The following is a 13,388-nucleotide window of genomic DNA, read 5'->3' as shown; positions in this document are numbered from 1 at the left end:
TTACCGGCTTGCTTATCGACGCCCACCGCCCCACCCTGCCGGACCTCCTCCCGGGCGTCCCACTTGCCCGCGCCCCTGCTGCATCCACTAACGTTGATCGGGTGCAAAGCGATCTGTTGGCCGTGCTGTTCGCATTGGCATCAGCCCTCACCATCGCGTGGGGAACCGTGGTCCGGCACGGTATCGCTGTCAGCGCGCCGGCGGGCAGCTCCCCCATGCTCACCGCCATCCAGAAACCGATGTGGTGGGCGGGCATGTCCACCGCCATCATCGCCTACGGCCTGCAGGTGGTCGCCCTGTCCTTCGGCCCCCTCCTGCTGGTCCAGCCGTTTCTGGTGATGTCGCTGATGTTCACCCTCCCGCTGTCGGCCGCCTACAGCAAACGACGCATGTCCTGGGCTGAGATCATGTGGTCCACCCTGCTCACCGCCGCGGTGGTGGTGGTCCTGGTGCTGGGACGCCCCATCGGTGGTGAGGATCAGCCCCCCATCCAGCGGTGGATCCCCGCCCTGCTGATCGGCATGGTAGTGCTCAGCGGGATCTACCAGCTCGGTGCGCGATCCGACAAGCGTCGCAGGGCACTGCTCCAGGGCCTGGTCACCGGTGCCATCTTCGGCTACGTGTCGGTGTTGTCCAAGGCCGTGGCCGACAACTTCAACTTGGGGGGTTTCTCCGGTCTGTTCACCGCGTGGGAGCTCTATGCCCTCATCCTCGCCGCCACCGTGGGCACCTGGGTTCAGCAGAATGCGTTCAATGCCGGCGCCCTGCGCACCTCCCTGCCGGCAATGAAGATCGGCGAACCCATCGTGGCCTTCACCCTGGGTTATGCGGTGTTGCTGGAGCGGTTCCAGGCGGTTGACTGGGAGTGGATCGGAATGGGCGCGGCACTCGCGGTGATGGTCTTATCCACCGTCGTGTTATCCAGAAAGAGTCTGTAGGCTCCTGCCCCTCACCGTGGAAATGACTGTGGCCCGCTCCCCCTGCCTTCAGGGGAAACGGGCCACACGTACTATCCGGGTTGTTCAAACTCCCCCGGTTGTCGGGCTACCAGCTGTATTAGCTGCTGGCAGGCACGGAGGACAGGAAACCGGAGCTTCCCGCGCCGTTGATGATGTCGTAGAGACTCACGGACAGGTCGATCAGAAAATCAAAGACGGATGATCCGACATAACCGAGATCATCGATCACGATCGGGATAGGAATAATCATCATGGTGGGGCTCCCTAGAGTGTGTTGTCAATGGAGGGGACAAGGTGGAGGCCAGCCCGGAAGCTGACCTCCACCTGTCAGGCCCTGTGGTTTAGGATTCGTTGCGACGTCCGCGGAGGACGAGCCACGTACCCAGCAGCAGAATCATGATTCCGCCACCTGCGAGCCAGATGACATCAGCGCCGGTGGAGGCAAGTCCACTACGCTGTGCCTGCGGAGCAGCACCCTGCTGAGCCATCGGGGCTGCGCCCCGCTGCGGCTGGATGCCATCCTTTGGTGAAGGAGGCTGGATGCCGTCCTTCGGGGAGACCTCCGGAACAAGCGGTGCGGCCTCTGCCGGAGTGGTCGGCGTCGGTGCAATCGGTGCCGGTGGGACGGAGGATCCGCCACCGATCGGAACCAGCGGGAGCGGGATCGGGATGATGATCAGCGCGCTGGAACCGGTCTTGTTCTCCAGTCCGACCTGGATGGGAGCGTCCGGATCGGTGATGGTGATGACACCGGACGGGGAAGCGCCAGGCTCATCGACAACGCCCTCGCCGGACCAGACGATATCGCCCCACTTGACGTTGCCGACGCTGGTGTTCGCGCCGACCTCGGTCAGGGTGATCTCCGTGTTCAGAGGCAGACCAACCAGGTTAACCGGCTCGCCGGGAACGACGTTGAAGGTGCGGGACTGCTCATTGCCCTGCAGATCCAGCCAGTTGGCGCGGATCTGGAAGACAGCTTCGTCATCGTTTTCAACCTCATCGCCCTTCGGTCCGGTCACCGTCTTGTCGACGATGATCTCGCCACCAGGCTCGATGTCGAAGGACTGATCCTCGTCTTCCGGCTCCTTGTGCTCAGCAACCGGCTGACCGGTGGTGGCATCGAAGAGTTCCTCGAAGACCACCAGCTTCTCGCCGGCGTACTCAACAGCCTGGGCCGCGGTGATGGTGAAGGTCACCTGGGCGGTACCGGAGACATAGCGCTCTCCTGCCGGTGCTGCCGGGGTGGTGAAGGTAGCTTCAGCGGTGATGCCCGTCGGGGTCACGGTAGCGCCGTCGACGTGCATGAGCTCACCTTCGAGGCGGTACTCGGTCTCGGGGAACAGGTCGGTGTAGGACACGGTGTCCACGACCTGGCCGCCGGTGATGGGGAGCACCTTGGTGGTAGTGCCGGTGACATCGGCACGGGTGCCGATCTCAGGGGTGCGGTCCTCGACCCGGAAGGTCTGGTCCTCGTCGTTTTCGTCCTTGTGCTCGGCGATCAGTTCGCCGGTGGCAACCAGGTACAGCTCCTCGAAGACGACCAGGTTCTGACCACCGTACTCGTAGGCCTGATCACCAGTGATGGTGAAGGTCACCTCGGTGGTGCCGGAGACGTAGAACTCACCTGGCTGTGCAGCCGGGGTGGTGAAGATACCTTCGGCGGTGATGCCCGTGCCGGTGACGGTAGTACCGTCGACGTGCATGAGCTCACCCTCGAGGCGGTACTCGGTCTCAGGGTCCAGGTTGGTGTAGGACACGGTGTCCACGACCTCGCCACCGGTGTTCGGCAGCAGCTTGGGGTCACCGCCGTCCTGAACCTGGGCCAGGGTGCCGATGTTGATCTCCGGACGCTCAATGGTGAAGGTCTGCAGCTGATCATTCGGGTTCGTGTGCTCAGCAACCAGTTCGCCGGTGGCAACCAGGTACAGATCCTCGAAGACCACCAGGTCCTGGCCACCGTACTGCGCGGCCTCATCGGCGGTGATGGTGAAGACGACCAGGGTGGTGCCGGAGACGTAGAACTCTCCTGCCGGTGCTACCGGGGTGGTGAAGGTAGCTTCAGCGGTGATGCCCGTGCCGGTGACGGTAGTACCGTCGACGTGCATGAGCTCACCCTCGAGGCGGTACTCGGTCTCAGGGTCCAGGTTGGTGTAGGACACGGTGTCCACGACCTCGCCACCGGTCAGTGGCAGCAGCTTGGTGGTGGGACCGTTGGTGGCAGCAGAGGTTCCGATATCGACACCAGGCTGCTCCACGCGGAAGGTCTGGTCCGCATCAGTTTCGTCCTTGTGATCGGCGATCAGTTCGCCGGTGGCAACCAGGTACAGCTCCTCGAAGACCACCAGGTTCTGACCACCGTACTGCGCAGCCTGCGCCGCGTTGATGGTGAAGGTCACCTCGGTGGTGCCGGAGACATAGAGCTGTCCAGCCGGGGCAGCCGGGGTGGTGAAGATACCTTCGGCGGTGATGCCCGTGCCGGTGACAGTGGCACCATCAACGTGCATGAGCTCACCCGCGAGGCGGTACTCGGTCTCCGGGGCCAGGAAGGAGTAGCTGACGGTATCAACGACCTCTCCACCGGTCAGCGGCAGGAGCTTCACGTTGGGGCCGGAGACCTGCGCGAGAGTTCCGATCTCCGGGGTTGGCTCATCCACCCAGAAGGTCTGGTTGGCATCATTGGGGTTGCGGTGCTCCGCAACCGGTGCGTCCACGCCGACCTCGAAGAGGGTTTCGTAGACCACGAGTGTCTGGTTCGCCCATGCCGCGGCCTGTGCCGCGGTGATGGTGAAGGTGACCTCGGTGGTGCCGGAAACGGTGAGCTGACCAGCCGGTGCATCCGGGGTGGTGAAGGCACCGGAGGCCGTGATACCGGTTGCGGTCACGGTACCGTCTGCAGCAACCGCAACGATCTCACCATCGAGGGTGTAGTCGGTGTTGGGCTTCAGGTTCTCATAACGGACGGTATCCACAACCGTGCCACCGTTGAGCGACAGGATGTTGGTGGAGGAACCCTGAACCTGGGCGGTGGTGCCGATCTCCGGAACATCCGGGGCGATGAAGTTGTTCAGTGCAACCTCAACATTGCCATTCTGGGTGGTCTGGATCAGTGCGAAGGGACGTCCGTCAGCGAAGGTACCGGTGGTGACACCGGCACCGGAGAATACCGGGGTGTCCCAGGTGTGGCCTGGAACTGCGGGTGGGGTGACCTCACTGAGTCGGATGGTCCAACCGTCGGGACGGATGGACAGACCGGTGACCGGGGTGCCATCGCCACTGACGGTCACTGTGTAGGTGCCCTCGGGGTTATCAGGGTCTGCCTCGTATCCACCGGGGACGTACTCCTCCACCAGGACGGTGAACTCAGCCTGCAGCGGGTCGAAACCAGCTGGTGGTGTACCGGTGACATCCTTGGTCAGAGCGAAGGAACCACGGTTGACACCGTATGCGGATCCACCGCTGTCCAGCCACTGACGCACATTGCTGGTGGCCGTAGCGCCACCACTGGTGATCGTATTGTTGTACTCGGTTCCGACCGGATCGAGACCACCGGAAGCGGTGCACAGACGGTAGCTGAGGAGCATGTCCGAGGAGGGATCATCCGAACCAAACCCATTCGCCGGACGTTCAATGGTGAAGGTCACCTGATTGCCAACAACGACGGGATCAAGCAGAGTCGGAGTTGGGTTGAATGGGTGCAGGAACTGCAGATTGGGGTCTGTACACAGGGTCAGCTGGGAATCGAAGGTGTCAACCAGGACGACATCAGTGTCGACGAGGGCCCAGTTATCAGAACTGATATTGACCGCGTAATTGACAGCAGTGCCCGGCGCTTCACCCTGGCCGGTAGCAGTGAGCAGGGTTCCGCGCTTGGCCAGATCAATATCGAGAGCGCGACCCTGGAAACCGAAGTTGGAGTTTTCAGCAATAACACGTGCTGAACCGAAGAAGTCTCCGCCACCGGTGATGGCACCGGCCGGAATGTTGTCAATGGTGCAGGTGTAGGAGGTCAGGTCGGGGGAGGGAACGCACTGGCCCCACCTCCATGTCGCGCCTCCACGGGTTTCATTCAGATCAATGACCTGGGACACGGCAGCTGCAGAGCCCTCGAAGTCGATGATGAACTGATCACCGTTGACAAGGGGAACACCAGCGCGGGATGCATCCCAGGTGCCACGGAATTCAACGTTGTCACCAACGTAGATCGGATCTCCGACAACTCCGCCGTCAACCCGGAACTGAAGGTTCGAGACCAGGTCATAGATGGCCATCGGCCTGATGATGCTGTTGGTCTCTGCAAGCATGCCCAGCGCATCATCAAGGGTGGAGACGGTGTCCTCCAGGCCGGGGTCTGCATCGCCGGTTCCACCCTCGTCGCCGGAGGTGGCAGGTGCTTCGGCTTCCTCGATCAGGATCGGGTCGGTGGATATCTCCAGATTGTCAGCAATCTCGCTGATAGTGAGGTTATCTGCGTCAGTCTCATCAGCTCGTGCGGTCGTCATCGATGGCAGAACAGTAAAGATGAGAGCCAGGACGGCGAGAAGGACCGTCATGGAGATCCAGGGGGACACCCCCTTCCCGAATCCACGTGTGGATAGATATTTATTCATGATTCCCCTTTCAAGGACATGTTCCCACCTTGCGGGCGGATCAATGTTTCAAGGTATTTCACAGCGAGCAGACCGACCAGCAGTTGCGCCAGTTCCCGCTCCTCGCGCCAGACTAACAGGGGTAAAATCCCAGCTCAACGGATAAAAGTTGATAAATTTTTACTTAGTAAACTAAGTAAAAACACATACTGGATACCGCCGCGGGCGATCTACCTTTCCTGCCCTTTACCTGTAAGTTTGATCACAAAACCTTTACTGCATAATTGCGCGCTAATGTATGGAAACTGAGAATCAGCTGAGCTACCTTCACCCCCACACGGGGTCGCCTGCGGAAAAGGAGAGCTTTCAGGCAGTTCTCCACAATCCTTCTTGCAGGTTTGTTCCAGCCTTATGGCATGAAACATCCCCCGACATGTTGCGCCCCACTCGGTGACCACCGGAATGCGCCGCACCCGTGCGGGACCCTACGAAAATCTCCCATTTGCCATCCCCCGGCGAGATTTCGGTTATACTCCATGACATGTTCTCATCACATGAGCGAAGCGCTCTTCTTCTTCGCCGCGGCGGGTCCCAGAGGTCATAAGCGACCGGCACCCCGTCGCGGAGTTTGTGTTGCCGGTCGTGAACCCGCAACAGCGCTAGAGTTTGATTCCAGAAAACAAGCGCACACTCCACGAAAGATGAGCACCCATCATGTCCCCGAATGACGCCTTCATTTCCGCACCATCCGAGATCCACACCCCAGACGGTGATCGCCAGCCCAACCAGCCCGCCTGGAATAAGCAGCGCAATTCCTCCATGCCCGTGAAGCGCTACCTCCCCTTCGAGGTTGAGGTGGAGGACATCACCCTGCCGGACCGCACCTGGCCGGACAAGAAGATCACCCAGGCACCACAGTGGTGTGCCGTTGACCTGCGCGATGGCAACCAGGCACTGATTGATCCGATGTCCCCGGAGCGCAAGCGCCGCATGTTCGAACTGCTGGTGAAGATGGGCTTCAAGGAGATCGAGGTCGGTTTCCCCTCCGCATCGCAGACTGATTTCGATTTCGTCCGGGAGATCATCGAGAAGAACATGATCCCGGATGATGTCACCATCCAGGTCCTGGTCCAGGCCCGTGAGCACCTGATCCGTCGTACCTTCGAGGCATGCGAAGGTGCGAAGAACGTCATCGTCCACTTCTACAACTCCACCTCCATCCTGCAGCGCGATGTGGTGTTCCGCATGAACAAGGATCAGGTCAAGACCCTGGCCACCGATGCCGCTGAGCTGATCAAGACCATCGCGCAGGACTACCCGGACACCAACTGGCGCTGGGAGTACTCCCCGGAGTCCTACACCGGCACCGAGGTGGAGTACGCCAAGGAGGTTGTGGATGCCGTCGTGGAGGTCATGGACCCCACCCCGGAGAACCCGATCATCATCAACCTGCCGGCCACCGTCGAGATGATCACCCCGAACGTCTACGCGGATTCCATCGAGTGGATGCACCGCAACCTCAACCGTCGTGATTCCATCATCCTGTCCCTGCACCCCCACAATGACCGCGGCACCGGTGTCGCAGCAGCGGAGCTGGGTTACATGGCCGGCGCTGACCGCATCGAGGGATGCCTGTTCGGTAACGGTGAGCGCACCGGCAATGTCTGCCTGGTCACCCTGGCACTGAACATGCTGACGCAGGGTGTGGACCCACAGCTGGACTTCTCCGACATCAAGCACATCCGTCGCACCGTCGAGTACTGCAACCAGCTGCGTGTGCCCGAACGCCACCCCTACGGCGGTGACCTGGTCTTCACCGCGTTCTCCGGTTCCCACCAGGACGCCATCAACAAGGGTCTGGATGCCCTGGCCGCCAAGGTCAAGCCGGGTGCCTCCTCCACCGAGGTTGCGTGGGAGGAGCTGCGCAGCACCGAGTGGGAGGTTCCCTACCTGCCCATCGACCCGAAGGATGTCGGCCGCGACTACGAGGCTGTCATCCGTGTGAACTCCCAGTCCGGCAAGGGCGGCGTCGCCTACATCATGAAGACCGATCACGGTTTGAAGATGCCACGGTCCATGCAGGTGGAGTTCTCCGCCGTGGTCCAGAACGTCACCGACGCCGAGGGCGGTGAGGTCAACTCCAAGGAGATGTGGGATATCTTCGCCACCGAGTACCTGGACCGTTCCGCCCCGGTTGAGCAGATCGCCCTGCGCGTGGAGAATGCCCAGACCGAAAATGATGATGCCACCATCACCGCGGAGCTGGTGGTCGATGGTGAGAATCAGACCGTCTCCGGCCGTGGTAACGGCCCGCTGGCGGCCTACGCCAACGCCCTGGAATCCCTCAATATCGATGTGGAGATCCAGGAGTACAGCCAGCACGCCCGCACCTCCGGTGACGATGCAGAGGCCGCAGCCTATGTCCTGGCCGAGGTCAATGGGCGCATGGTGTGGGGTGTCGGGATCGCCGGCTCCATCACCTACGCCTCCCTGAAGGCGGTCACCTCCGCGGTCAACCGTGCACTGGACTTCAAGCACCAGCAGCTGCAGAACGGCGGCGTCTAACAACCAGGTGCCTATCGACGCACCCCCTGGCTCCCCAGGGAGCTGACAACTGAAAGCCGACGCGAGCTTGAGCTCGCGTCGGCTTGTTCATTCAGCGTGGTCAGCGCTTATTTCGACGACCACGGATGGTCAACCATGCTCCTGCCAGCAGCAGCACCGCAGCACCTCCGGCGATCCACAGGATATCGGCGCCGGTGTGCGCCAGAGCTCCCTTCACGGGGGTCTCCCCCGTCGGTCGCGTAGCGCCCGGAGTGGTTTCACCTGGCTCTGTGGGTGTGAGTGGGGCTGCCACCGGGGTCAGCTCAGCTGGGATATCCGGCTCCCCCACGGGTGGAGGAACCGAGGATCCTCCACCGGGGACCAGCGGAAGTGGGATGGGGATGATGATCAGGCCCGTGACTGAGGCCCTGTTGTCAAGGACGATCTGCAGCGGGATACCGGGATCGGTCAGGGTCACCGTTGCCTCGCGGGAGTCACCGGTTCCATCGACCACCCCCTCACCCGACCAGATGATATCCGCCCACCTGACGTCGGGGACGCTGGTGTAGGCGCCCTCCTCGCTGAGGGTGATCTCGGTGTTGAGGGGGAGCCCGGAGAGGGTCACCGGCTCACCAGGCACCACATCAACCGTGGTGCGATGCTCCACGCCCATGTCATCAGACCAGGATGCCACGATCTGGAAACGGGCCTGTTCATCAGCATTGATCTGATCGGCGTTGCTCCCGGTGACGGTTTTGGTGATAACCACATCCCCGGAGGGCTCCACCGTGAAGGATTGTGCCTCATCCTCAGGATCTTCATGGACGGCGATCTCAACGTCACCCAGGAACAACTTCTCGAAGACAACCAGCTTCTCCCCGGCATACTGCGCAGCGGTAACGCCGTCAATATCAAAGACGACGGTTGCCTCACCGGAGACCTCGGTGGCACCCTCCCCAGCATTACCGGTGGTGAATGTCGCCTGGGCGGACACACCGGTCGGGGTGACCACACCATCAGAGGTGACATGGACCAGTTCACCGGTCAGTACATACTCGGTGTTCGGACGCAGACCCGTATAGGACACGGTATCCACCACCTCACCACCGGTTACCGGCAACACCTTAGCGGGTGAACCCGTCACCTCGGCGGTGGTGCTGATCGCGGGTACCGCATTCTCAGTGTAGGTGTTGGTCACGGTTACCCGGACGGGATCATCCTCGTTCACCGTCACCGACCGCGGGGCGATATCAACCGAGACAAAGGTATGACCCGGAATCACGACCTCCTCAGGGGACTCGGTGAAACTCACCACGGTGCCCGCCGGCAATTCTGTTGTGGAACGAACGAAGTCACCGGTGGCGGGCAGAGTCAGCGTCTCAGAGCCACCATCCCAGGTGGCCTCCACCTCGAAGCTGAGCTCCTCGAGCAGCTCCTGATCCTGCACCCCCTCTACCAACTTCCTCACCTGGAAGTGCCCCATCGCGGGGACCTCGACCCTGGTATAGGTGTTGGTAGCCTTCACGCTGACATGCTGGTCAGCACTGGTCTCGATCTCAGGGTTGAGAATGCTGGGCTGGTCGTCCACGATGTAGTCCACCCCGTCATAGGTCACCCCATCGACTGCAGCGGGGGTTTCTTCAGCGATGACACAGGTCATGCCTTCGGGGATGTCAAAGCTCCTGGATTTACCAGCCAGCAGGGTGAAGGTTTCCTCGACAGGCAAGATGGTGCCATCGGTAGGCGCGCAACGGAGGGTGAAGGTGAATTCCTCACCGTCGACAAGCTCAACGCCGGTTCCGGCCAGCTCCTTGGACACCGTGATCTTGCCCCAGCCCGGTTCGGGGTCGGGGATCACCGAATAGAAGTTGGTGGCGGTAACCTCGCCATTGCCGCCCTCTTCGATCGTCAGGGAGGCGGGATCGAACTCAACCCGGTCGAAGTGATATCCAGTTGCGGTCAGTGGCGCGGGCTCGGAGAAAGTGACCGTTGTACCCACCGGAATGTTGTCAACGGTAACGGGGGTTCCGTCCGGAGAAAGCTCCACCGCGCGGGTGACCTCCTCGCCTTCTTCACTGTCCCAGGTGGCATTGACCAGGAAGGATGTATCCACCGGGAAGGCATCCGCGTCGATACCGTCGAGCTTCTTCTTCAGTGTGAACTGACCGGTTTTCGGTTCGGTTTTCTGTTCCACGGTGAAAGTCTGTGCCTCATCCCGTGGGTCGGTGTGTTGCGCCACCCTGGTGCCACCTCGATTGAGGTATTCAAACACCACCAGCTTCTGACCGGCATACCGGCTGATCTGATCACCGCTGATCTCAAATGTCACCTCGGTGGTCCCATTGGCAGCATCCGGTGTGAACTCATGGGTAGCGGTGATACCTGTGGCTTCACCTGCGGGGACGGTGCGCAGCTCACCCTCGAGGTTATATCTGACCCCGGGAGTGAGACCCGTGTAGGAAACGGTGTCCACCAGGATTCCTCCGCTGAGGGGTAGCACCTTGGTATCGGAATCCTTCACCTTCACCGTGGTACCGATCTCCGGTGTGGAACCGCATGGGGTGAATTTTCCGGCGAAGGGGAAATGATGTTGCTCTGATCCCCTCAGCTCACCGGAGCGGATGATGATATTGCCATCCACATTTGCCTGCTGCTTATCAAAATGAGCCCTGGGCGCCAGCACCGAGCCGATGATGGAATCGCCGCTCAGTGTGAGATCCTCCGCCTCGGGGAAGTTCCACAGCATGCCGGGCGCATTGGCATCTGGGCTGACACCCGCAAGATTACTTCTGAAGGTGACATCGGTTCCGGAGATATTGGTGAACAATGGGGTGGCTGCGGTGGGGGCAGGGCTTCTGAAGGTGATCTCGGTGGTGTTGCTGAAGGTTTCACCATCGAGATTCCAGATATTCTGCACGCCTTCCTTGAGCTTCACATAGAATCGTCCCCCTTCCATCCAGTAGGCGGGTTCCTGACCTGCTGCGGCCTGTTCATTCTCCACCTGCTTGAGCACATGGGGGGCCTGACATTCAGCACGGGAGGCTGCTGCCAGGCGGTCCGAGATATCCTCTGCGGCATCGGCGCGGAGCAGGGTATCCCACCGGTCGGCGTCATAACCGGACTGGTTCGCCCGGTGACCGTTTTCATTGACCTGGATTTTCGGCGTGGAGCCGTAGGGTTGACCGTCCTTCACCACATTGATCTGTACTGCGGCGTTGTTATTGTCACGGTCAAGGGCGGTGCTGCCCTCCAGGTTGATGCTCAAGGGGTGGCCGGTCACCCGGTGTCCGGGGTTGATCTGAAGATCACCGGCGGAGTTGGCCCAATCCAGGCCACCTTGAACCACCAGGGCGACGGGAAGTGCCGATCTCTTGGCGATAATCTGCGTTTGAGCCCAACTGAGTTTGCCTCCCACGGCAACGGGCCCCTCCGATTCTGCGACTTTATGAAGATCTCCGAAAGCGACGACATTGAAATCCGTATAAGGGGCCAAGGGGTTATAGGATTCCGTCTGCAGCGAGGGCTGAAAGTCAAGTTCTTGGCTACCAGCGGTGGTGGTCGACAGGCCACCCACGGCCAGGGCTGCCGCCACTAGCGTAGCGAAAGTCCGCTTCACCCCCTTCGACCCACTGAATCTGTCAAAAGCACTACCCATCATGCCGTCCACCTCCGAAAAGTACATAAATGCGATCTGTCCACTGCTAGATACGCAGACATGATGGGTTAAATTACACCTTTTCACCATGCCTGACTAGGCCTTGATGTGCACTTATGTAAATTTCATGGGAGCTTTGATAAGTATTTCATAACGATTTCTCAGATAAATCCTTTTGAATGTAAAACAATAAAAAGAAAAGCGCAGCCCGGTAATCTCCCCTGCACCCCGAGGTGAAATAATCTAAGCATCCATTCAGCTTCGTCAAAGGCGAAACATTTCCCCGACTTCATGCAAAACCACGCAAAAACACCCCCATATAGGGCTTTTTATTACAGGTTTACAACGTTTTGCTTTTATCTAAGTGAATTTTTCCGCAATCCTCCACGGATTCCACTCGCACGTCCCGGATAAGCCACCCCACCGACGCTCACAGATGGCCACATCAACTCATCCACCCACTAGACTCATGGGAATGAATTCATTTGGGGCCGATGATAAAAACACCGGCGGGGTTTCCCCCACCAACTCTGACACCCAGCCTCAGACCCTCCCCGGAGAAGATCGGGGAAGGAGAGAACAGGAGCGACAGGCCCAGGAACGCGCCCGTCAGCAGGCGATCACGGATGCTCCTTATGTAGCAGTGACCATACAGAGCAGTGGCATCCATCCATCCACCTCCCGGATGATCACCTTCACCGCCATCACCCTCACCGCGGACAATGAACCGGTGGAGACCTTCCATGCCGTGCTCAACCCGGGTTCCGACCCGGGGCCCTTCCACCTGCACGGCGTCACGGATGAGGAGTTCCGTTCGGCGCGGCGCTTCTCGCAGATCCTCAAGGCGGTGGACAGGTTGATCGACGGTCGCACCCTCATCCTCCACAATGCGCCCCGGACGTGGGGTTTCATCGTCTCCGAGGCCAAGCGGGCCATGAATGACGCGGCGCGCGCGAACCGCAGCACCAGCCGCAACAGCCGACGTGGGGGGCGGGGCCGGCGTCGCCAGCGCGTGGGGCATATCCCGCGGCCGGTGTTGATCGTCGATACGCTCGCGTCTGCACGCCGGCAGGGGGTGGTGCTTGACGACGTCCGCATCCGTGGCGTCGCCCACGCCCTCGGTCTCGACACCCCACCAGCTGTTGCCACCACCGAGCGTGCCGGGGTGCCCCATGAGCAGCTCTGCCGCGAGTCCACCCGGCTGGTGGCGGATCTCTACTTCACCCTGCGCGAGCGCGGTGAGCTGGCCACCCAGACCCCGGACAATCTCCGCGCCGACAGGTTCGGCCTGCAACGCTCCCACATCCGGGTGCAGGCGCAGGAGGAGAAGCCGACGCTGATCAACCCGGGTGTCTATCAGCCGGGCACGTCGCTGGTCGCCGGCATGGAGGTGGTGGTGGCCCCGGAGATCGAGATGGACCCGGACATCATCATCCAGGCGGCGGTGGATGCGGGCCTGAGCTACTCGGAGAAGCTCACCCGTCAGACCTCCGTGGTGGTGTGCAACCAGACCCGCGACATCGACGGCAAGGCCATGCACGCGCAGCGTAAAAACATCCCCCTGTTGTCGGACGTGGCATTCCTCCGGGCTGTGGAGCGGGTGCGGGACGGAAAGGTGGCGGAGTAGGGCGTCGACAAGCGTGC

Annotated in this window: 6 protein-coding genes; 3 read left to right on the top strand and 3 right to left on the bottom strand. The window is 60.8% G+C overall.

The features are described 5' to 3' along the window. Nucleotides 1-101: 101 nt before the first annotated feature. A complete protein-coding gene (locus tag CE_RS01365) occupies nucleotides 102-938 on the top strand; it encodes a DMT family transporter (protein WP_173362558.1) in 837 nt (278 codons plus the stop codon). A gap of 118 nt (nucleotides 939-1,056) precedes the next feature. On the opposite strand, the gene CE_RS15340 is transcribed toward CE_RS01365, so the two are convergent. Both CE_RS15340 and CE_RS01360 read right to left on the bottom strand, forming a co-directional pair. Next, a complete protein-coding gene (locus CE_RS15340; protein ID WP_006768470.1) occupies nucleotides 1,057-1,212 on the bottom strand; it encodes a hypothetical protein in 156 nt (51 codons plus the stop codon). 88 nt (nucleotides 1,213-1,300) lie between these two features. After that, nucleotides 1,301-5,458, bottom strand: coding sequence for a VaFE repeat-containing surface-anchored protein (locus tag CE_RS01360; RefSeq protein ID WP_143758385.1), 4,158 nt, complete (start codon nucleotides 5,456-5,458; stop codon nucleotides 1,301-1,303). An 801-nt stretch (nucleotides 5,459-6,259) separates the two neighbouring features. On the opposite strand from CE_RS01360, the gene leuA reads away from it, so the two are divergent. After that, on the top strand, nucleotides 6,260-8,110 hold the full coding sequence (leuA, locus tag CE_RS01355; RefSeq protein ID WP_006768473.1) for a 2-isopropylmalate synthase: 1,851 nt from the start codon (nucleotides 6,260-6,262) through the stop codon (nucleotides 8,108-8,110). Nucleotides 8,111-8,210: 100 nt separating this feature from the next. Here leuA and CE_RS01350 read toward each other — a convergent pair whose 3' ends face one another. Further along, a complete protein-coding gene (locus CE_RS01350; protein WP_231295062.1) occupies nucleotides 8,211-11,744 on the bottom strand; it encodes a choice-of-anchor A family protein in 3,534 nt (1,177 codons plus the stop codon). A gap of 379 nt (nucleotides 11,745-12,123) precedes the next feature. On the opposite strand from CE_RS01350, the gene CE_RS01345 reads away from it, so the two are divergent. Further along, nucleotides 12,124-13,371, top strand: coding sequence for an exonuclease domain-containing protein (locus CE_RS01345; RefSeq protein ID WP_407921247.1), 1,248 nt, complete (start codon nucleotides 12,124-12,126; stop codon nucleotides 13,369-13,371). Nucleotides 13,372-13,388 lie beyond the last annotated feature (17 nt).

Source organism: Corynebacterium efficiens YS-314, from assembly GCF_000011305.1.
GTDB lineage: Bacteria > Actinomycetota > Actinomycetes > Mycobacteriales > Mycobacteriaceae > Corynebacterium > Corynebacterium efficiens.
This window is presented reverse-complemented; position numbering and strand designations above follow the sequence as displayed.

Coding starts and splice junctions, on each gene's coding strand:
- CE_RS15340 (WP_006768470.1), bottom strand. CDS start 1,212: ATGATGATTATTCCTATCCCGATCGTGATCGATGATCTCGGTTATGTC.
- CE_RS01360 (WP_143758385.1), bottom strand. CDS start 5,458: ATGACGACCGCACGAGCTGATGAGACTGACGCAGATAACCTCACTATC.
- CE_RS01350 (WP_231295062.1), bottom strand. CDS start 11,744: ATGGGTAGTGCTTTTGACAGATTCAGTGGGTCGAAGGGGGTGAAGCGG.
- leuA (WP_006768473.1), top strand. CDS start 6,260: ATGTCCCCGAATGACGCCTTCATTTCCGCACCATCCGAGATCCACACC.